At 72.2% G+C, this 19,509-nt stretch carries 18 protein-coding genes and 1 pseudogene; 4 read left to right on the top strand and 15 right to left on the bottom strand.

The genetic code is table 11. The annotated features are described in order from the left end of the window. Positions 1–56: 56 nt before the first annotated feature. The 9 genes and pseudogenes from ACFVS6_RS33565 to ACFVS6_RS33525 form a co-directional block, all read right to left on the bottom strand. A pseudogene (locus tag ACFVS6_RS33565) lies at positions 57–725 on the bottom strand (DedA family protein); the annotation flags it as partial. A 163-nt stretch (positions 726–888) separates the two neighbouring features. Then, entirely contained in the window at positions 889–1,647 is a 759-nt protein-coding gene (locus tag ACFVS6_RS33560; RefSeq protein WP_389709935.1) for a MerR family transcriptional regulator, read from the bottom strand. A gap of 84 nt (positions 1,648–1,731) precedes the next feature. Beyond that, positions 1,732–2,520 (bottom strand): ABC transporter permease, encoded by a 789-nt coding sequence (locus ACFVS6_RS33555; RefSeq protein ID WP_389709934.1) that lies wholly within the window; start codon positions 2,518–2,520, stop codon positions 1,732–1,734. Next, complete coding sequence (locus ACFVS6_RS33550) at positions 2,517–3,515, bottom strand: ATP-binding cassette domain-containing protein (RefSeq protein ID WP_389709932.1); 999 nt, start codon at positions 3,513–3,515, stop codon at positions 2,517–2,519. Before ACFVS6_RS33550 ends, ACFVS6_RS33555 begins: the two co-directional genes overlap by 4 nt. Positions 3,516–3,585: 70 nt before the next feature. Beyond that, entirely contained in the window at positions 3,586–4,227 is a 642-nt protein-coding gene (locus ACFVS6_RS33545; protein ID WP_389709930.1) for a PadR family transcriptional regulator, read from the bottom strand. Between the two features lie 36 nt (positions 4,228–4,263). Continuing rightward, complete coding sequence (locus ACFVS6_RS33540) at positions 4,264–4,776, bottom strand: DinB family protein (RefSeq protein ID WP_389709928.1); 513 nt, start codon at positions 4,774–4,776, stop codon at positions 4,264–4,266. 120 nt (positions 4,777–4,896) lie between these two features. Further along, on the bottom strand, positions 4,897–6,978 hold the full coding sequence (gene mrdA, locus ACFVS6_RS33535) for a penicillin-binding protein 2 (protein WP_389709926.1): 2,082 nt from the start codon (positions 6,976–6,978) through the stop codon (positions 4,897–4,899). A 63-nt stretch (positions 6,979–7,041) separates the two neighbouring features. Then, the gene (locus tag ACFVS6_RS33530) at positions 7,042–8,499 is read right to left on the bottom strand and encodes an aldehyde dehydrogenase family protein (RefSeq protein ID WP_281210232.1); all 1,458 of its coding nucleotides are present in this window, start codon (positions 8,497–8,499) and stop codon (positions 7,042–7,044) included. 89 nt (positions 8,500–8,588) lie between these two features. Next, positions 8,589–9,467, bottom strand: a complete 879-nt coding sequence (locus tag ACFVS6_RS33525; protein ID WP_389709924.1) for a helix-turn-helix domain-containing protein — start codon at positions 9,465–9,467, stop codon at positions 8,589–8,591. Between the two features lie 361 nt (positions 9,468–9,828). Here ACFVS6_RS33525 and ACFVS6_RS33520 point away from each other — a divergent pair, with 361 nt between their 5' ends. Then, entirely contained in the window at positions 9,829–10,314 is a 486-nt protein-coding gene (locus ACFVS6_RS33520) for an ATP-binding protein (RefSeq protein WP_385581923.1), read from the top strand. A gap of 133 nt (positions 10,315–10,447) precedes the next feature. On the opposite strand, the gene ACFVS6_RS33515 is transcribed toward ACFVS6_RS33520, so the two are convergent. Together ACFVS6_RS33515 and ACFVS6_RS33510 are read right to left on the bottom strand one after the other, a co-directional pair. Continuing rightward, complete coding sequence (locus tag ACFVS6_RS33515) at positions 10,448–10,693, bottom strand: DUF397 domain-containing protein (protein WP_281210229.1); 246 nt, start codon at positions 10,691–10,693, stop codon at positions 10,448–10,450. A 107-nt stretch (positions 10,694–10,800) separates the two neighbouring features. Further along, a complete protein-coding gene (locus ACFVS6_RS33510) occupies positions 10,801–12,846 on the bottom strand; it encodes an FUSC family protein (RefSeq protein ID WP_389709922.1) in 2,046 nt (681 codons plus the stop codon). Between the two features lie 165 nt (positions 12,847–13,011). Between ACFVS6_RS33510 and tatA the strand changes: the two genes are divergently transcribed. After that, the gene (tatA, locus tag ACFVS6_RS33505; protein ID WP_389709920.1) at positions 13,012–13,194 is read left to right on the top strand and encodes a Sec-independent protein translocase subunit TatA; all 183 of its coding nucleotides are present in this window, start codon (positions 13,012–13,014) and stop codon (positions 13,192–13,194) included. A 10-nt stretch (positions 13,195–13,204) separates the two neighbouring features. On the opposite strand, the gene ACFVS6_RS33500 is transcribed toward tatA, so the two are convergent. After that, entirely contained in the window at positions 13,205–14,446 is a 1,242-nt protein-coding gene (locus ACFVS6_RS33500; protein WP_389709918.1) for a DUF2786 domain-containing protein, read from the bottom strand. 4 nt (positions 14,447–14,450) lie between these two features. Further along, positions 14,451–14,861: a winged helix-turn-helix transcriptional regulator gene (locus tag ACFVS6_RS33495; RefSeq protein WP_389709916.1), complete on the bottom strand. Its 411-nt coding sequence runs from the start codon at positions 14,859–14,861 to the stop codon at positions 14,451–14,453. 82 nt (positions 14,862–14,943) lie between these two features. Between ACFVS6_RS33495 and ACFVS6_RS33490 the strand changes: the two genes are divergently transcribed. Together ACFVS6_RS33490 and ACFVS6_RS33485 are read left to right on the top strand one after the other, a co-directional pair. After that, positions 14,944–15,753: an NAD(P)H-binding protein gene (locus tag ACFVS6_RS33490; RefSeq protein WP_389709914.1), complete on the top strand. Its 810-nt coding sequence runs from the start codon at positions 14,944–14,946 to the stop codon at positions 15,751–15,753. A 266-nt stretch (positions 15,754–16,019) separates the two neighbouring features. Then, the gene (locus tag ACFVS6_RS33485) at positions 16,020–17,627 is read left to right on the top strand and encodes a bifunctional 3'-5' exonuclease/DNA polymerase (RefSeq protein ID WP_389709960.1); all 1,608 of its coding nucleotides are present in this window, start codon (positions 16,020–16,022) and stop codon (positions 17,625–17,627) included. 33 nt (positions 17,628–17,660) lie between these two features. Here the strand turns inward: ACFVS6_RS33485 and ACFVS6_RS33480 are convergent, their stop codons facing one another. Beyond that, positions 17,661–18,905 carry a hypothetical protein gene (locus ACFVS6_RS33480; RefSeq protein ID WP_389709913.1) on the bottom strand — a complete coding sequence of 415 codons (1,245 nt, stop codon included), beginning with the start codon at positions 18,903–18,905 and terminating at the stop codon, positions 17,661–17,663. Between the two features lie 75 nt (positions 18,906–18,980). Beyond that, the gene (locus tag ACFVS6_RS33475) at positions 18,981–19,499 is read right to left on the bottom strand and encodes a SigE family RNA polymerase sigma factor (protein ID WP_389709911.1); all 519 of its coding nucleotides are present in this window, start codon (positions 19,497–19,499) and stop codon (positions 18,981–18,983) included. Positions 19,500–19,509: the final 10 nt, after the last annotated feature.

Here is a 19,509-nt window from a genome sequence, read left to right as displayed (position 1 = left end):
GGGCGTCGTACGGGCGTCCGTACGGGCGGTCAGCGCTTGGCGTGCCGGCCGCGCGGCTGCGGGTCCTCGGGGGCGCCGAGGCCCTGGGCGGGGCCGGCCGCGGCCGACTTCGCCTTGTTCTTCCGGGCCTTCAGCACCTCGAAGATCACCGGGATGATCGAGACGAGCACGATGCCGATGAAGATCGGCTCGATGTTCGTCTTGATGACCTCGAACTGGCCGAGCTTGTAGCCGAGGCAGGTGACGCCCGCGCCCCACAGCACGCCGCCGATGATGTTGTAGGTCAGGAAGGTGCGGTACTTCATGGCACCGGCGCCCGCGACCATCGGCGCGAAGGTGCGGATGATCGGCACGAAGCGGGCGAGCACGATGGCCTTGGGGCCGTGCTTCTCCATGAAGTCGTGCGCGGCGTCGAGGTTCTCGCGCTTGAAGAGCCTGGAGTTCGGCCGGTTGAAGAGCTTCGGCCCGAAGTGCTTGCCGATCAGGTAGCCCACCTGGTCACCGATGACGGCGGCGAGCACGATCAGGGTGCAGACCATCCACAGCGGCTGGCTGATGTTGCCGCTCGCCACGAACAGGCCCGCCGTGAAGAGCAGGGAGTCGCCGGGCAGGAACGCGAACAGTCCCGATTCGGCGAAGACGATGATCAGGATTCCGATCAGGCCGAACTCCCCGATCAGATAGTCCGGGGACAGCCACTCAGGGCCGAGCGCAAGCGTGTACACGAGTTCCGGGCTCTCCTGGATCGAGGGGAATCAGCGGGGATGCGGGGCATGACGGGTGGTTCCAATTATGAACGCACACCGCCCCCGCCAGGTTCCAGGTACCTGCGGGGGCCGTGCGCGCACTGTGCGGGAGCCTTCCGGTGAACTCCCGGCGCGCTCCCGGCTACGCCTTCCGGATCGCGTTCGCGAGGATCGCGTCCCGGACGAAAACGGCCAGACCCGGACGGACGGCTTCGTAGTACGCGGTGAACCTCTCGTCCGCGACGTACATCTCACCGAGGCAGGTGTGGATCTCGTACGTGCAGAAGTAGTAGGCGCCGTTGATCCAGCTCCGGTGGTCCTCGGCGAGGTCCATGGCCGGCTCGGACCCGGCGTCCGCGCCGGAGTCGAGCAGGGCGGCGAACCGGTCGTTGATGTCGGCGGCCGCCGCCTGGATCCGCTGCCAGTCCTCCTTCGTGTAGGACGCGGTGCGGCGGGTCGACTCCCGGTAGGCGTCGGTGCCGCCCCAACGGCGCTCCGCCTCCTCGGCGTGCTCGTCGGGGTCGAAGTCCCCGAAGACCTCGAACTTCTCCTCGGGCGTGAGGTTGATGCCCATCTTCTTCGCCTCCATGGCGTGCTCAACGGCCTTGGCCATCTGCTGGAGCCGGGCGATCCGGTCGGACAGCAGGGAGTGCTGCCGGCGCAGGTGCTCCTCCGGGTCCGAATCCGGGTCGTCCAGCAGGACCGCGACCTCGTCGAGCGGGAAACCGAGCTCCCGGTAGAACAGGATCCGCTGCAGCCGGTCGAGGTCGGCGTCGTCGTACCGCCGGTGCCCCGCCCCGCTGCGGCTGCTCGGGGAGAGCAGCCCGACCTCGTCGTAGTGGTGCAGCGTGCGCACCGTCACTCCGGCGAACCCGGCGACCTGACCCACTGACCAGCCCATCGCTTCCCGCTCCTTCCGATCGGTTGGGTACGCCCTTCACTGTGGGACCTCACGCCGCGTGAGGTGCAAGTCCGCCGCGCGGGCCTACTTGCTGAGCCCCCGGAAGCGCGCCACCGCCAGGGGGAAGAACACCGCGAGCAGCAGCAGCGGCCAGCAGACGGCGAGCAGCGCGGCGTGCTCGGCGGCCCACGACGCGGAGGACGCCGCGCCCGCCGGGTTCCCGAACAGGTCGCGCACCGCGGTGGCCGTCGCCGACATCGGGTTCCATTCCACCACCGCGCCCAACCAGCCGGGCATCGACGCCGGGGTGGCGAACGCGTTGGACAGGAAGCCCACCGGCCACACCAGGATCTGCACGGCCTGCACCAGCTCCGGCCGGCCCGCCACCATGCCCAGGAAGATCCCGATCCACAGCATCGCGAAGCGCAGCAGCAGGAGCAGCGCGAAGGCGGTCAGCGCGGCCGCCGCCGAGCCGTGCCAACGCCAACCGAGCAGCAGGCCGACGCCCGCCAGGACGGCCAGCCCCAGCGCCGACTGGAGCATGTCGGCGGCGCTGCGGCCCACGAGCACCGCCGACGAGGACATCGGCATCGCGCGGAACCGGTCGATGACCCCCTTGCCGAGGTCCTGGGTGACGGCCGTCATCGTCGCCTCCAGGCCGAAGGCCATGGTGAGGGCGAACATGCCGGGCACCAGGAACTCGACGTACTCGCCGTCGATGCCGCGCCCGCCGCCGACGAGGAAGCCGAACATCAGCAGCATCATCACCGGGAAGGCCAGCCCGACGATCACCTGCACCGGCTGTCGCGCCCAGTGGGCGAGTTCGCGGCGGGTCATCGTCCAGGAGTCCGTGACCACCCATGGCGTGCTCATACGGTCGCCTCCGCCTTCTCGTCGGTTCCGGCGGCGTCGTCGGCGCCGGCCCGTGCGCCCCCCGTGACGCCCGCGGCGCCCGTCAGTCGGAGGAAGACCTCGTCCAGGGTGGGGCGGCGCACCGAGAGGTCCGCCGCCTCGATGCCCGCCTCCTCCAGGGCGCGCAGGGTCCGGGTGAGTCCGGCCATCCGGTCCCGCACGGGGAAGCTCAGGGTCAGGGCGTCCCGGTCCACGGACGGATCCGGGTGCGGTACGCGCTGCGCCGCGCGGGCCAGGTCGGCCGCATCCCGCAGGACGACGACGATCCGGTCCGCCCCGACGCGGGCCTTCAGCTCGTCGGCGGTGCCCTCGGCGGCCACCCGCCCCGCGTCGACGAGCGAGATGCGGTCGGCCAGCCGGTCGGCCTCCTCCAGGTACTGGGTGGTCAGCAGGACGGTCGTACCGCCGCCGACCAGGGAGCGGACCGCCTCCCACACCTCGGCGCGGCCGCGCGGGTCGAGTCCGGTGGTCGGCTCGTCCAGGAACAGCACCTGCGGGTCGGTGATCAGGGACGCGGCGAGGTCCAGGCGGCGGCGCATGCCGCCGCTGTACTGCGCGACCGGCTTGCGGCCGGTGTCGGCGAGGTCGAAGCGGGCGAGCAGTTCGTCGGCCCGCACGCCGGCCCGTCGGGAGCCCAGGTGGTGGAGCCGGCCGAACATCTCCAGGTTCTGCCGGCCGTCCAACTGCTCGTCGAGCGCGGCGTGCTGGCCGAGCAGCCCGATGCGGGCGCGGACGGCCGCCGCGTCCTCGCGGACGTCGTGTCCCGCCACCCGCACGACGCCCTCGTCGTGGCGCAGCAGGGTGCTCATGACCCGGACCGCCGTGGTCTTGCCGGCGCCGTTGGGGCCGAGGACGGCGTGGACCGTCCCGGCCGGCACCTCCAGGTCGAGCCCGTCGAGGGCCCGCTTCTCCCCGTACCGCTTGTGCGCTCCTTCGACGGAGATCGCCAAGACCACTCCTCATTAGTCAAATTTGATTAGCTGGATCGGCAAAGCTATGCCCGTCACGCGGATTAGTCAAACTTGATTAGCCCTGTTGTTCCGGAGTCTTCTGCTCCGCATAGGGGTTCTCCTGGCCGTCCGCCAGGACGCCCACGAACGGGTCGCCGCCCTCGCCCGCGAAGGAGTACGCCCCCTCCTCGATCCGGGCGATCAGCCCCCGGGTCCACTCCGCCTCGGCGTCGGACGAGTGGACCCACATGTGCATGATCTCGCCGATGTGCCCGAGTTGGCCTGGCCCGCCCTCCGGCGTGTAGTAGTCGGTCACCGCCGACCGCCAGCCCGCCAGCTTCGCCAGCCGCTCGCGCAACAGCGCCAGCACCTCGTCCCGCGGCAGGTCGACCATGAAGCCGATCGCCGCCGACAGCACGTCCGTCTTCTGGTCGTGGGCCGCCAGGGCCTCGCGCAGCAGCCGGAAGTACTCCTCGCGGCCCGCGTCCGTCACCTCGTACTCGGTCCGCGGCGGCCCACCGGCCGCGCTCGGCGCCACCTCGTGCGCGAGCAGGACGCCCTGCTTCGCCATCTGCTTGAGCGCGTGGTAGATCGAGCCGGGCTTGGTGTTGGACCACTCGTGGGCGCCCCAGTACTCCAGGTCGTTGCGCACCTGGTAGCCGTGCGCCCGGCCGTGCTGGCGGACCGCACCGAGGACGAGGAGCCGAATCGCTGACATCGGGCCAGGCTACTCATCCCCCGGGCGCGCGCCGCCTCAGCCCATGGCCTTGGTCCCGTCCAGGGACTCGCGGATGATGTCCGCGTGGCCGGCGTGCCGGGCGAACTCCTCGACCAGGTGCAGCAGCATCCACCGCATCGAGACCTTGCCGTTCTCCGGGAACCACGGGGCCGGCGGCAGCGGGAACGTGTCGTCCAGGCTCGGCACGGTCGCGATGAAGGCCTCCGTCTCCTGCCGGACGCCGTCCCAGAAGGCCAGCACCTGCGGCATCGATTCGCCCTCGACCAGACGGAAGCCGTCGCTCCAGGACTGCTCGTCGGACGCCTCCTCGGCCTGGCGCCGCTGCGCCATCCTCAGCCAGCCGAGCTCGCACACGGCGACGTGCTTGAGCAACCCGGACAGCGAGAGCTCACTGACGGTCGGGCGGCTCGCCGCCTGCTCCTCGGTCAGGCCCCGCGCCGTCTCGCGGAGCCCCTCGCGCTGGGCCTCGACGAACGCGAGGAGCGTCCCGCGCTCGTCACCGGGGACCTCTGTGGACACCTGAGCCATGGCCGACCGCCTACTTCCGTGGGTTCTTCTCCTGCTGACGAGAACCACGCTACGGAGCCTTGCGGTCAGCTTCTGTCCTCAACTCGCGGCCGGTGACTCGCGGCCGGTCGCGTTCGCGCGTCACTGCCCCTGCTCGTCCTGCCGGATCACGGGCAGGGCGGTGGCGGGCTGCGGGAGCAGGGCCTTGGAGAGGTCCTGCTTGCCCGTCGGGTCGAGCCCGTACATGGCCTCGTAGATCTTGCGGACCGCCGGGCCCGAGGCGCCGGAGCCGGTGCCGCCCTGGGAGATCGTCATGACGATCGAGTAGTCCGCCGTGTACGAGGCGAACCACGAGGTGGTCTGCTTGCCCTGGACCTCCGCGGTACCCGTCTTGGCGTGCATCGGGATCTGCTTCTGCGGCCAGCCGCCGAAGCGCCAGGCGGCGCTGCCGTTGGTGGCCACCCCGGCGAGGGCCTCGTCGATGTCGTTGCGGGTCCGGGCGTCCATCGGGAGCTTGCCCTGCTCCTTCGGCGCGATCTCCCGCACCGACCGGCCGTCGGCACTGATGACCGCCTTGCCGACGCTCGGCTGGTGGATCGTGCCGCCGTTGGCGATGGCCGCGTAGACCGAGGCCATCTGGACCGGGGTGACGAGCGTGTCGCCCTGCCCGATCGAGTAGTTGATGGCGTCGCCCTCGCGCAGTTGGTTGCCCTGGCGGCAGTTCTCGTAGGCGATCTTCTCGGCGAAGGTGCCGTTCTTCTTGCCGTCCCGGCACCAGGCGTCCTTGTTCGCCTCGAAGAAGTCCTGCTTCCACTTGCGGTCGGGGATCCGGCCGGGCACCTCGTTGGGCAGGTCGATGCCGGTGCGCTTGCCCAGGCCGAACTCGTGGGCGGTCTTGAGGAACCAGTCGTTCGGGTCCTTCTTCGGCCTGATGCCGCCGTCCTTCTTCCACTCCTGGTCGGCGATGGCGTAGTAGACGGTGTCGCAGGAGACTTCCAGGGCCCGCCCGATGGTGATGTCGCCGTGGCCCTGCGACTCGAAGTTCGTGAAGGTCTGGTTGCCGACCGTGTACGCGCTGGGGCAGGGGTAGCGCCGGTTGAAGGGGTACCCCGCGTTGACCGCGGCGGCCGAGGTGACCACCTTGAAGATGGAGCCGGGCGCCGCCTGCGCCTGGATGGCCCGGTTCAGCAGCGGGTAGTTGGACTCCTTCGCGGTGAGCCCCGCGTAGTCCTTCGCGGAGATTCCGCCCACCCAGGCGTTGGGGTCGTACGTCGGGTTCGAGGCCATCGCCACGACCCGTCCGGTCCTGGTCTCCATCACCACGACGGCACCCGAGTCGGCCTCGTAGTTGCGGTGGGTGTTCCTGTCGTACCCCTTGCGCGCCTCGATCATCGCGGCGTTCAGCTCCCGCTCGGCGACCGCCTGCACGCGGGAGTCGATGGAGGTCACGATGTTCGAGCCGGGCTGCGCGGGGTCGGTCTCGCCCTGTCCGAGGATCCGGCCCAGGTTGTCCACCTCGTAGCGGGTTACGCCGGCCTTGCCGCGCAGCTCCTTGTCGTAGGTGCGCTCCAGGCCGGAGCGCCCCACCTGGTCGGAGCGCAGGTACGGCGAGTCCGACTTCTTCGCCTTGACGATCTCCTCGTCGGTCACCGGCGACAGGTAGCCCAGCACCTGAGAGGTGTTGGCCTGGTCGGGAGCCGCGTAGCGGCGCAGGGCCGTGGCCTCGGCGGTGATGCCCGGGAAGTCCTCGGGGTGCTCGCGGATCTGGAGGGCCTGCTCGGTGGTGGCCTCGTCACTGATCGGGATCGGCTGGTACGGGGACCCGTTCCAGCAGGGCTGCTTCGTCTTGGAGTCGCAGAGCCGGACCTTGTCGAGGACCTCCTGCGGGTCCATGCCCAGGATCCCCGCGAGACGGGTCAGGACGCCCTTGCCCTTGTCCTTCATGGCCAGCAGCTCGGTGCGACCGGCCGAGACCACGAGGTGCGTGGCGTTGTCGGCGAGCGGAACACCGCGCGAGTCCAGGATCGACCCGCGCACGGCGGGCTGGATGACCTGCTGGACGTGGTTGTTCTTGGCCTCGTCCGTGTACTCCTGGCCGTTGCGCACCTGTAGGTACCAGAGCCGTCCACCGAGCGTGAGGAGCAGCGAGAAGACGACCACCTGGATGACGACGAGCCGGTTCTGGACCCGAGGGGTCCGGCCGGTCTCCGGAATGTTGCTCAACCCTGATCTCCCCCGGACGCGAGCCGTACGCCCGGCCGAGTCTAGGGGGCCGCGACCGGCGACCTAGAACGGGAACCGGGTACGACCGTGCTGGACCGAGATCCACTTCTGGGTCGTGAAGGCCTCCACGGTGGCCTCCCCGCCCAGTCGGCCCAAGCCCGAGTCCTTCTCCCCGCCGAACGCGGTGAGGGGCTCGTCGCCGATCGTCGAGTCGTTGACGTGGATCATCCCGGTCTCGATGCGGCCGGCGAACCGGACCCCGCGCTCCACGTTCCGGGTGTGCACGGCCCCGCTGAGCCCGTACGGCGTGGCGTTGGCCAGGCGGACCGCCTCGTCCTCGCCGTCGAAGACGACCAGCAGCGCGACGGGGCCGAAGATCTCCTGGGTGAGCAGCGGGGAATCCTCCGGGAGCCCGGCCAGTACGGTCGGCTCGACCAGGTTGCCGCGCGTAGACCCCCGTACGAGTGCCCGCGCACCGGATTCCACGGCCCGGTCCACGAGCGCGGTCAGGGCGTCGGCCTGGAAGGAGTTGATGAGCGGACCGATGTGGGTGTCGGCCTCGCGCGGGTCGCCGGTCTTCAGGGCGCGCACCCGGGCGGTGAACTTCTCGGTGAACTCCTCGGCCACGGAGGCGTCGACGAGGATCCGGTTGGCGGCCATGCAGACCTGGCCCTGGAAGACGAAGCGACTGAAGACGGCCGCGTCCACCGCGTAGTCGAGGTCGGCGTCGTCGAGGACGACCAGGGCGCTGTTGCCGCTGAGTTCGAGGACCGTCCGCTTGAAGTGCCGGGCGGCGACGGCTCCGACGTGCCGGCCGGTGCGGTCGGACCCGGCGAAGGAGATCACCTTGGGGACGGGGTGGGTGAGGATCGCGTCGCCTATTTCGGCGATGTCCGTGACCAGGACGTTCAGCAGGCCGGCGGGCAGGCCCGCCTCCTCGAAGATCTTGGCGATGATCCCGCCGCCGGACACCGGGGCGTTCTGGTTGGGCTTGATGACCACCGCGTTGCCCAGGGCCAGCGCCGGGGCGACCGACTTGAGGGTCACCAGGAGCGGGAAGTTGAACGGGCTGATCACGGCGACGACCCCGACGGGCAGGCGCTGGACCCGGTTCTCCTTGCCCTGCACCAGCGAGGGCAGCACGCGGGCCTCGGGGCGGACGGCGAGTTGGACCGCCTCGCGCAGGAACTCCATCGCGAGGTGGACCTCGTACTCGGCCTTGGGACGGGTCCCGCCGAGCTCGTCGATCATCGCCTCGACGAATTCCTTCTGGCGCTCCTCCGTGATGCGCAGCGCGCGTTCCAGGACCGCGCGTCTCGCGTACGGGCTGGTGGCCGCCCATTCCTTCTGCGCCCGCTCGGCCGCGCGGTAGGCCCGGTCGACCTGCTCGACCGTGGCCACCGTGATGGCGGCGAGCTTCTCCCCGTTGTACGGGTTGACGTCGATGATGTCCCACGAACCGGTGCCGGCCAGCCATTCGCCGTCTATGTACTGGTGAGCAAGGTCGGTGAATATGGACATGCCATCCCTTACTGCGAGCGCGCACCCTTGCGCTGCACCGGAGACCGGTCGGTCGTCATACACTGATCAGACGTCATAGTACGTGCGGATCAAGACAGTTGGAGCAGTCCTCGCAGGAGATCGCGGGTCCTGTCGGGATCGGGGCAGTCGGCCTGGAGCCGCCGCATCGCCCTCGCGTACTGTGCCACTTCCTCTTCTTTGTCCAGGTAGAGGGCACTGGTGAGCTGTTCCAGATAGACGATGTCCTGGAGGTCCGACTCGGGGAAGCGCAGCAGGGTGAAGGCCCCGCTCTCGCCCGCGTGGCCGCCGAAGGAGAACGGCATCACCTGGAGCTGCACGTTCGGCCGCTGACTGATTTCGATCAGGTGTTCCAATTGGCCGCGCATCACGTCGCGGTCGCCGTACGGGCGGCGCAGCGCGGCCTCGTCGAGCACGGCGTGGAAGATCGGGGCGTTCTCGGAGACCAGGACCTTCTGCCGCTCCAGGCGCAGCGCGACGCGGCGGTCGATCTCGGCGGCGCTCGCGCCGGGCATGCCCCGACTGACGACGGCATGGGCGTACGCCTCGGTCTGCAAGAGACCGTGGACGAACTGGACTTCGTAGATGCGGATGAGCGAGGCGGCGCCCTCCAGGCCGATGTACGTCTGGAACCACCCGGGGAGCACGTCGCCGTAGCTGTGCCACCAGCCGGTGGCGTTGGCCTCGCGGACCAACCCCAGCAGGGACTCGCGCTCGGCGTCGTCCGTCACTCCGTAGAGCGTGAGGAGGTCTTCGACGTCCCTGGCCTTGAAGCTCACCCTTCCCAACTCCAAGCGGCTGATCTTCGATTCGGATGCGCGGATCGAGTAGCCGGCCGCCTCACGGGTGATGCCGCGGGATTCTCGGAGTCGCCTGAGCTGAGAGCCCAGGAGGATGCGTCGCACCACAGAACCGCTGGCTTCTGCGGTCACTGGTCCTGCCCTCCCCATCGCGATGGTGTGCGCCTGGCGTGCGCGTGCTCGGCGGGGCCCCCGTACCCCGGTGCCGCAGTCTGCCACCAAAACGCATCGGCCCGTACTCGTTCTGTAACGGAATCCGGCGTCCCGGAAAAGAAGTCCGTAAGTATGCGTAGGAAGAAATGAGCAAGAACCGTCACGGGAAGGGACGGAGCGGGCGCGTGCACGTGCATCTGCCCTTGCATCCGGCTTCGGCATTCGGAACGATGGTGCCGCGCACCTGCGTGCACTTCGCGCCGGCGCGCTGGACCCACCCCGCAGTTCTCCATGGACAGAGCCGCCGCTTCGTCCGCGAATCCCGGGAGTGCCTCGCATGGGGACGAATGGATCGACCATGCTCGAGCCGTTACGGCAGGGGCTGCCCCCGGTCGACCCCACGGCTGTCTCCGGATCCGCGTCATGCGGTCTGCCCGCCCGCTTCGACGCGGTGCGCGGCGCGCGTTCGTTCACCCGGTCCACGCTGTCCCAATGGGGCCTCGACGACCGCTTCGACGACGTCTCCCTCGTCGTCTCCGAACTCGTCACCAACGCACTGCGGCACGCGCTGCCCGACGACGCACGGCCTTCCGGCGAGCCGGAGCCCGCGGTACGGCTGCACCTGATGCGGTGGAGCACCCGCCTGGTGTGCGCGGTGCGCGATCCCAGCGAGGACCGGCCCGGCGGGTCGTTCGTGCCGGAGCGGACCGACGAGAACTGCGACCTGGAGTCGGGGCGGGGGCTTTTCCTGGTGGACGCGTACAGCGACAGCTGGGGCTGGCACCCGCTCGCGGGCCGGCTGACCGGCAAGGTCGTCTGGGCGCTGTTCCTGCTCCAGGACTGACGCGCGCGGTTCGGCGGAACCCGCGCGCACGGGGTGCGGAATCGGGACACTCACGGGGCCACTGGCCGGGGTTGATCGTTTGGATCAGTCCCGGCCAGTGCACGTGCATGGCGTGAATCGATGCGCTGTTCCGTCAGCCGATCAAATGATCGAACTCGCCGTCCTTGACGCCCAGGAGCAGGGCCTCTATCTCGGCAGGCGTGTACACGAGCGCCGGCCCGTCCGGGAAGCGCGAATTGCGCATGGCGACGTCGCCGCCGGGCAGTCTGGCGAACTCCACGCAAGAACCCTGCGAGTTGCTGTGTCGGCTCTTCTGCCAGGTCAGCTCATACATGGAAGCGAGTTCTGCAGCTGCCATCCCGTTGTACGCGTGGTCCACAGGAAGCCCCCGATAGTGCAGATGTCAACTCCACCGGATCATAGCTGTGTTCATAAGCGCATGCATGGGCAGATGCACGTGCACGCGCGGTGCCGAATCGATCACTGTCAGGGGCGAAGAGCCTCCGCGACCTCGTCCAGCGAGTCCAGCAACTGCTCGGCGGCCCCCCGCAGAACACCCGATTCCGGGGCATTCCAGTCGGCCAACAGGATCCGGACGCCGTCCCACTCGGGGACCCGCCGCTCCCGGACCGCCCGCGCCCCGGCCTCGGTCGCCGCGCGCAGCGCCTCGGCGAGCTCGGCGGCGCCGGGAACGGGGGCGTGGGCGCGGTCCGGGAGGTGCGCCTCCAGCAGCATGGCGTTGCGTCCGAGGGCGGCCACCGCGTCCCCCGCCCCGTCGGCGGCCGCCCGGGACAGCCCCCGGTGGCGCACCGGCTCCCCCTCGGCCCGGTCGAGCGCCTCCTGCCAGGCGATCCGGGCGTCGCGGGTTTCCAGCAGGGCCTCCCGGACGTCGGCGCGCCGGGCCCCGGCCGGGTCCGCGTACTGCCCGAGCACGGCGGCCGCGTACCGCCCGACGGCCGCGAGCCAGTCGGCGAGCCGGGTCCGCAGCCGCGGCGTCTCCCAGGCCGGGTAGAGGGCGTACCCGACCATGGCGAGGATCCCGCCCACCAGGGTCAGGGCGATCCGGTCGGGCACGGTCTGGTCCCAGCGGACGCCGCCCATCCCCAGCAGGAAGACGACGTAGGCGGAGACGAAGGTCTGGGCGACGGCGTACCCGGTGCGCATCAGGACGTACATCAGGCCCGCGCTGACCACCGCGAGGAAACCCGACAGGTACATCCCCGGCTGCGCCACCTGCACGATCGCGGTGGCCACGCCGACCCCGACCAGGGTGCCGCCGAACCGGGCCACGGCCCGGGACCAGGTCTGGGAGAAGTCCGGCCGCATCACCATCACCGAGGCCATCGGCGCCCAGTAGCCGTGCCCGAACGGCAGCGCGCCCCCGATGAGGTACCCGGCGCAGGCCACGACCGTCACCCGCACGGCGTGCCGCAGCACGGGCGATCCCGGGCGCAGCTCGGCCCGTACGGCCTTCAGCACGTGGGGCACCATCCGCGGCAGCGTGGGCCGGAGCATCGCCTCGCCGGGGTCGGCGGTGCGCCCGGAACCCGGTTCGGCCGTCTCCAGTACGTCGTCCAGCAGCGCGGCGAGCCTGCGGGCGGCCCGCAGCGGCGCCCCTTCGAGCAGTTCCGGCAGGTCGGGGGCCTTGAGCACGGCCAGTTCGGGCGCGGGCGGCCGTACGGGCTCGCCCTGCCTGATGGCCCGCGCGGCGCGGTCCAGTACGACCGCGGCGGCGGCGAGCAGCTCCCGCACCCGGTCCCGGGCCGGGCCCTCGGCGGGCGCCCCGACGGCCGGATCGGCCAGCGAGGCCAGTACGGGGCGGATCCGCTCGGCGAGCCCGCGCGCCCCGTGCAGCTCGGCGGGGCGCCGGCGGGCCTGGCGGACGGTGACGGTGGCCGCGGCCCGCGCCTTCATCAGGGGCTGCGGGTCGAAGGGGGCCACCGGGTCGTGGCGCAGTCGGCGGGCGTAGTCGGCCTCGGCGGCGAGCGCGTCGGCCAGCGCGTCTCGGTGGGCGCCCCAGCGGCGCACCGGGAAGAGCACGATCAGCAGCGCCTGGACCACCCCGCCCGCTGCGATCATCGCCGCGTGCCCGGCCGCCTGCGGGACCGAGGTGGGCAGGGTGACGGTGACCAGCATGATCGCGACGTTGCCGGAGGCGATGATCCCCGCGGTGGGCCCGGCGGCCCACAGCAGGCCCGCCACGAAGGCCCAGAGCGCGAGCAGCAGGAGGAACAGGCCGGTCTGCGAGGCGCCGACCAGATAGCCGACGAACGTGGAGACGGCCAGGGTCAGCCCCGAGGCGAGGGCCAGGGCCGGGCGGGGGCGCCAGCTCTGCTGGAAGGTGGCGATGGCGGCCATGAAGGCGCCGAACGCGGAACTGGCGGCGGCGCCGGGCCCGAGGAGGGTGAGGCCCGCGCCGATGACGATCGCGAGTCCCACGGCCGCCCGCAGCGCGACGAGGGGCTCCAGCGGGGTCCGGGTGACCGTCATGCCCGAGCGCGCGGTGTCCTTCAGGGCCCGGAGCCAGCTCATGGCACCGACATTAACCTCGATCGAACCCCGATCGACGTTTCGCCGGTTTTCAGGACTTCTTCAGATTTGTCAGGGGCCGGCCGGGCCGGTTCCATGGGGCCGATGTCCGGAAGGACTTCCGGATCATCCGAAAGGCTTCCGGATCATCCGAAAGGTGGAACGCCCATGCTCCGCAACGCCGTCGAGCCCTGGCACCTCATCGTCGTCCTGGTGGTGTGCCTGCTGGTGTTCGGCTCGAAGAAGCTTCCCGACATGGCCCGGTCGCTGGGCCGGTCGGTCCGCATCCTGAAGGCGGAGACGCGCGAGCTGCGGTCGCAGGACACCCCCGGTACCGGCGGGGGCGGGTGACCGGGGTTCGTCAGCGCCTGGGCAGGGGGCGCCGGCGGCCGCCCACGTGCGCGGCGTCGGCCGCCGCCGTGCCGTCCTCCCAGCCCGCGTGGTCGGTGGCGCCGCGCAGCCGGGTCGTCGTGGTCCGGGGGAACATCTCGTCGGCCCGTGAGGTGACGGCGACGTCGCGGGCCACCAGCGCGGGCAGGTACGCCGGGGCCTCCCCGGCCGCGTGTTCACCGGCCGCCTCGGCGGTCGCGTGCTCGGCGCTCTCGGCGAGCCGGCGACCGAGCCGGCTGGCGTAGGCGAGCAGGAACGACTGCCGGAAGGTCTTGGTCCGCTTGCGGCCGCCGGCGCGCTGCGCGGCCTCGGCCCGGGTCATCGCCGCCGTGCCCTGCACCAACAGCGAGGTGTGGAGCAGTTCCACGGCCTCCAGGTCGCTCTCGAAGCCGACCACCGTGGAGAACTCGAAGGCACTGTTCCACACCGCCCGGCAGCGGTTGGCGCCGGCCACCGCGTCGAGCAGCACCGCCTTGGCCTCCTCGTACGGCGGCTCGACCCCGATCCGGCAGGCACCCGGGACCTGCGACGGGGCCCCGCCGCGCACGGCCAGCAGCGCCTCGTCCACCGTGTGGCGGGCCATCAGTTCCTGGGCCTTGGCGCTGAGCGCCTCCGCCTCCTCGGGGTAGGTCGTCGCCTCGGCCTTCGCGAGCAGGGCCCGGATCCGGCCCAGCATGCGCGGCTCGATGTGCGCGTGCGCCGCGAGCGCGTCGACCGGATCGCCCGGCAGCGGGCCCACCGGTTCGATCGAGGGCAGCCGGATCAGCAGCCGGAAGACCTCCAGGAAGGCCGTGGCCAGCGTGAACCGGTCCGCCTTCGCGCGCCGCGCGAGCTGTTCGGCGTACCCGGCGTCGCCGTCGCGGTCGCCCTCCGGGCCGGCGCCGGGCCGCGCCCACCACACCTCGGCGTCGGTCCAGCGCTCCGGGAGCCGCGCGTAGCGGCGTGCCTCGGCGGCGATCAGGTCGGAGGTGATCCCCAGGTGGAGGTCCTCCAGGTCGCGCCGCACCAACCGCAGCACGTCCGCCGGCCGCCAGCCCCGCTCCCAGGCCCGTCGTACGTACGCCTCCCCGCGCGCCAGCAGTTCCCGCCCGGTCCCGCCCCAGCCACCGGGGGCGGCGGCGAGCAGCGAGGCCCCCGTGTCCAGGCCCGCGTCGTCCTGGGCGTGGAGGGCGGCGGCAAAGGCACGGTCGACGGTCTCGGCGAACTCACTCACCCCCTCAGCTTGGCATGTCCGCCGTGGCGTCCCACTCCCGGCGGGCGGCCTCGATGTCCGGACGGTGCGCGAGCGACCAGTCCGCGAGCCCCTTCACCAGGTGGGTGAGGCTGTGCCCGAGGGCGGTCAGCTCGTACTCGACCTGCGGGGGCACCGTCGGATGGACGGTGCGCGTCAGCAGCCCGTCCCGCTCCAGCCGCCGCAGGGTGAGGGTGAGCATCCGCTGGGACACCCCGTCCACCGCGCGCTGGAGCTCCTTGAACCGGTGCGTCCCGGAAGCCAACCGGACCACGACGAGGACCGACCACTTGTCGCCGAGCCGGTCGAGGACGTCCCGGATGCCGCAGTCGTCGTCGCAGCTCACGACGGGTCCGTCGGCGGCCGGGGTGGTTATCGCGGTGTGCCCTGGTGACATGAATGTGCCTCCTTACGCTCCGTGCGGCCTTCCGCACACGATGTCGGTCCAACCAACCACCCCACGGACGAAGGACTTCCCCATGCTCTTGGTCACCGGCGCCTCCGGCGGACTCGGCTCCCTGATCGCGAGCCGCCTCGCGGGCCGGCCGGACGTCCGCCTCGGCACCCGCGTCCCGGCCGGACCGGGCCGGGTCCGCGTGGACTTCGACGACCCGACGACCCTCGACTTCTCCGGGGTCTCGACGCTGCTGCTCGTCTCCGCCGGGTACGGGGAGGACGACCGGGTCATCGCCCGGCACGAAGCGGCGATCGGCGCGGCCGAGCGGGCCGGGGTCCGCCACCTCGTGTACACCAGCCTCACCGGCGCCGGCGACCACCTGCCGTACGCGCTCGCGCACCGCTGGACCGAACGCCGTCTGCGGGAGTCCCCGCTGGCGCCGACCGTCCTGCGCAACGGGCTGTACGCCGAGCTGCTCGCCGCCCTCGCGGCCCCCGACCCGCACGGGCTGGTCACCGCGCCGCTGGGCACGGGCCGGGTCACGGCCGTCGCCCGGGAGGACCTCGCGGACGTCGCGGTCCGGGTGGCGCTCGCCCCCGACGCGCACGCGGGCCGGACGTACGAGCTGGTCGGCGAACGGCCGCTCGGCGGAGCCGATCTGGCGGCGGCGGTGGGGGCGCGGTACGCCCCGGGCACCCTGGAGGAGGCCCGGACCGCCCTCGCGGGGTCCGGCGCGGCCGACTTCCAGGTGCCGATGGTCGTCGGTACGTACTCCGCCGCCGCGGCGGGCTTCCTGGACGCGCCGGACACCGGCACCCTGCGCGCCCTCCTGCCCGGGCCGCCCCGCTCCGCCCTGGCGGTGTACGCGGCGGCCGTCGGCCGGGCGCGCTGACGGGGCCCGGCCGGTCGGCGGCCGTCGCGGTGGCGGTGCGCGAGCGCGTACGACAGGTGATCGCGGCGGCGGTGGGACGGTGGCCGGGGTGGCGGGGGCGGTGGTTCCGGGGGTCGTGGTTCCGGGGGCCGTGGTTCCGGGTCCGTGGTCGTGGCGGGGGCGGGGTGTCGGACCCCGGTGGGAGACTCGCACCCGTGAGCGACCAAGCCGGCCGGTGGGCCCTCGCCGAGTCCGAGCACGGTGACGGCTGGTGGCACGCCGCGCCCGTGCCCCCCGCGGTCGGGGACCGGATCAGCGTCCGCGACCCCGCGGAGGCGATCCGGGCCGCGCCCGCGGGCACCCGCTGGGTGTGGCGTTCCACGGCCGCCGTGTACCCCCGCCTGCTCGCCGCCGGCGTACGCGTCGAGCGGTGCTACGACATCGAGGACGCCGAGCTGCTGCTCCTCGGGCACGAGGGCCGGTCCGGCGAACCCCGTTCGGCGGCCGCCGCCCTGGCCCGCCTCACCGGCGGCCCCGTACCGCCCGATCCGCCGCAGCGGGCCGCGGAGCCGGGCACCCAGGACTCCCTCTTCGAGCCGCGGCCCGCCGTCCCGGTGCCCCTCGACGCCCTGCTCGCGGTCCACGCCGACCAGGAGCGGCGCCTCGCCGCCACCGCCCACCCCGACCGGATGCGGCTGCTCGTCGCGGCCGAGTCCGCCGCCTTCCTCATCGCCGCCGAGATGCACCGCGCGGGCCTGCCCTGGCGGACCGACGTGCACCGCGCCCTGCTGACCGAGTTGCTCGGCGAGCGCTACGCCGGGCGCGGCGAGCCCCGCAGGCTGGCCGAACTCGCCGACGAGGTGTCTTCCGCGTTCGGGCGCCGGGTGCGCCCGGACCTCCCCGCCGACGTGATCAAGGCGTTCGCCGAGGCCGGGATCAAGCTGAAGTCCACCCGCCGCTGGGAGATCCAGGAGCTGGACCACCCGGCCGTGGAGCCCCTGATCGCGTACAAGAAGCTGTACCGGATCTACACCGCGCACGGCTGGTCCTGGCTCGCCGACTGGGTCCACGACGGCCGGTTCCGACCCGAGTTCGTGCCCGGCGGCACCCTCACCGGCCGCTGGGTGACCAACGGCGGCGGGGCGCTGCAGATCCCCAAGGTGATCCGTCGGGCCGTCGTCGCCGACCCCGGCTGGCGGCTCGTCGTCGCCGACGCCGACCAGATGGAGCCGCGGGTCCTCGCCGCGATCTCCCGCGACCCCGCCTTCATGGAGGTGGCCGGGCGCCCCGAGGACCTCTACACGGCCATCTCCCGCCAGGGCTTCTCCGGCGACCGGGACATGGCCAAGCTGGCCGTGCTCGGCGCCGTCTACGGCCAGACCTCCGGCGACGGCCTGAAGAACCTGGCCGCGCTGCGCCGCCGCTTCCCCCGCGCCGTGGCCTACGTCGACGACGCCGCCCGCGCCGGGGAGGAGGGGCGGCTCGTACGGACCTGGCTGGGCCGCACCTGCCCGCCGCCCTTCGCGCCCGCCGAGGACGACGGCGAGGCCGGGGTGCCGCAGGACCGCGAGGACGGCTGGACCCCGAGCTACGCCTCCACCAACACCCGGGCCCGCGGCCGGTTCACCCGTAACTTCGTGGTGCAGGGCAGCGCCGCCGACTGGGCGCTGCTGCTGCTCGCGGCGCTGCGCCAGGCCACCGTCGGGATGCGGGCCGAGCTGGTGTTCTTCCAGCACGACGAGGTGATCGTGCACTGCCCCGCCGAGGAGGCCGGGGCGGTCGCGGAGGCGATCCGCGCCGCCGGTGACCGGGCGGGCCGGATCGCCTTCGGCGACACCCCGGTCCGGTTCCCGTTCACCACGGCCGTCGTGGAGTGCTACGCCGACGCGAAGTAGGGGTGTGCGAGGGGATCCCGGCCGGCGGGCCCGTCAGCGCTTCCAGGCGGCCTTCCACGCGTCGTCCAGGACGATCTCCTTGAGCTGGGCCAGGGTGAGCGCGGGCGTCGGGCGGCTCGGGGTCCCGGTCTGCTTGGGCGCGTTGTACCCGGAGACCGTCAGGCGCTTCCCGTCGGGGCGCAGGGTGTCCACCGTCCAGCGGACCACCCCCGAGCCGTTCTTCTCGGCGGGCTGCTGCGTCACCTTCATCCGGATTCCGCCCGGCTGGGTGACGGCGTCCTCGGGGAAGCTCCCGCTGTCCTTCATCTGCTCGATGACGAGCTCCACCATCGACCTGCCCTTGCCGTCGTCGAGGACCGCGAAGCCGTAGCCGCCCTCGCCGCCCCGGTCGACGACGGGGATCCCGTGCTTGCGCAGGAGCAGGCCCAGGGCGTCCTTGGCGACCACCTCGGCCGGCTTCGAGTCCCCGGGCTTGTGCTCCGGGGGAGCCGCCGGAAGGTCGTTCAGGGCCGGCCGCCACTTCTCGGAGAGCACGAGGGCCTTCATCCGGGCCATCGTCAGCACCGGGTCGGGCCGGGTGACCGCGGAGTCCTTCTCGGTGGGCGCGTTGACCTCGGTCGCGTCGACGAGGAACCCCTCGGGGGTGGCCAGGGTGGCCCGCCAGTCCTTGGCGTCCTTGCGCTCGTCGTCGTAGACGTACGACTGGATGAGCAGCAGCCGGGAGCCGTCGGCGAGTTTCTCCTCCACGCAGGAGTCGACGTACTTGACGGCCTTGCGGTCGGGGCAGGTCGTCATCTCGGTGGCCATCCCGCCGACCGGGTCGATACGGGTCAGGGTCACGCCGATGCCGCCCTTGCCCTTGCCGTCGTCCAGCACGCCCCCGACGTGCGGGCCGGGCTCGTCCCCGGTACCGCGGGCCACGCCGTCCGTCAGGACGGCCGGTGCCGTGAGCTCCCGCAGGACCGCGATCAGTTGGTCGGCGCTGACGGCCCCGGTGCCGATCCGCGACGGTGCGCCGCCGACGGGTGCGGTCGTCGGCAACCGCGGGGCCGCGGCCACCTCGCCGCCGGTGCCGAGGTCGAAGAGGCCGGTGGTCCAGGCGCCTGCCGTCCCGACGAGGGCCAGGGCCAGCGTCGATCCGCCGACGACGGCGGCCCGGCGGCGGGCCACCAGGCGCCGGCCGCGCCGCTCACCGGCGTCCACCAGGGCTCGGGAGTCCGGGGTGAATCCGGCGCCCGCGCTGCGGAGGGCTTCGCCGAGCTCATCTTCGAAGGGCATGGGGAATGAAACCTTCCGCTCTTGGGTGGGGGTGGGCGACGGTACGGACAGGGCGACGGGGACGGGGGACCGCGGTCAGTGACTCGCGAATTCCGCGAGGCTGCCGCCCAGTTGGTCCCGCAGTCGGGCGAGCGCCCGGGACGAGCGGGTCCGCACGGCCGCCGAGCTGACGCTCATCGCGTCGGCGGTCTCCTCGACGCTCCGGTCCTCCCAGTACCGCAGCACCAACACCGCCCGGTCCTTGGGCGCGAGCCGACCGAGCGCCTCCAGCAACGTCAGGCGGAGCACCGGATCACCGGCGCCGCCGGCCTGGTGTCCGCCCGGCTCGGGGAAGTCACCGACGGGACGCTCCCCCGCCGAGCGGCGCCGCTGATGGGTGAGGAAGGCCCGGACCAGCACCGTCTGGGCGTAGGCCGCCGGGTTGTCGATGCGGGAGATCCGCCCCCACAGCAGGTACATCCGCCCCAGGGTCTCCTGCACCAGGTCCTCGGCGAGATGGGTGTCCCCGCTCGCCAGCAGACAGGCCGATCGGTACAGATGCCCCGACCGGCCCGCCGCGAACTCACGGAACCCGTCTCTTCGACCCTGCCGCATGCACTCCCCC

The sequence above is a fragment of the Streptomyces sp. NPDC057939 genome, assembly GCF_042887545.1.
In the GTDB taxonomy this organism is placed as follows: domain Bacteria; phylum Actinomycetota; class Actinomycetes; order Streptomycetales; family Streptomycetaceae; genus Streptomyces.
Note: the sequence above shows the minus strand (reverse complement) of the source record. Positions and strands in the feature narration are given on the sequence as shown.

Coding starts and splice junctions, on each gene's coding strand:
- ACFVS6_RS33560 (WP_389709935.1), bottom strand. CDS start 1,647: ATGGGCTGGTCAGTGGGTCAGGTCGCCGGGTTCGCCGGAGTGACGGTG.
- ACFVS6_RS33555 (WP_389709934.1), bottom strand. CDS start 2,520: ATGAGCACGCCATGGGTGGTCACGGACTCCTGGACGATGACCCGCCGC.
- ACFVS6_RS33545 (WP_389709930.1), bottom strand. CDS start 4,227: ATGTCAGCGATTCGGCTCCTCGTCCTCGGTGCGGTCCGCCAGCACGGC.
- ACFVS6_RS33540 (WP_389709928.1), bottom strand. CDS start 4,776: ATGGCTCAGGTGTCCACAGAGGTCCCCGGTGACGAGCGCGGGACGCTC.
- ACFVS6_RS33530 (WP_281210232.1), bottom strand. CDS start 8,499: ATGTCCATATTCACCGACCTTGCTCACCAGTACATAGACGGCGAATGG.
- ACFVS6_RS33525 (WP_389709924.1), bottom strand. CDS start 9,467: ATGGGGAGGGCAGGACCAGTGACCGCAGAAGCCAGCGGTTCTGTGGTG.
- ACFVS6_RS33520 (WP_385581923.1), top strand. CDS start 9,829: ATGCTCGAGCCGTTACGGCAGGGGCTGCCCCCGGTCGACCCCACGGCT.
- ACFVS6_RS33510 (WP_389709922.1), bottom strand. CDS start 12,846: ATGAGCTGGCTCCGGGCCCTGAAGGACACCGCGCGCTCGGGCATGACG.
- tatA (WP_389709920.1), top strand. CDS start 13,012: ATGCTCCGCAACGCCGTCGAGCCCTGGCACCTCATCGTCGTCCTGGTG.
- ACFVS6_RS33495 (WP_389709916.1), bottom strand. CDS start 14,861: ATGTCACCAGGGCACACCGCGATAACCACCCCGGCCGCCGACGGACCC.
- ACFVS6_RS33490 (WP_389709914.1), top strand. CDS start 14,944: ATGCTCTTGGTCACCGGCGCCTCCGGCGGACTCGGCTCCCTGATCGCG.
- ACFVS6_RS33480 (WP_389709913.1), bottom strand. CDS start 18,905: ATGCCCTTCGAAGATGAGCTCGGCGAAGCCCTCCGCAGCGCGGGCGCC.
- ACFVS6_RS33475 (WP_389709911.1), bottom strand. CDS start 19,499: ATGCGGCAGGGTCGAAGAGACGGGTTCCGTGAGTTCGCGGCGGGCCGG.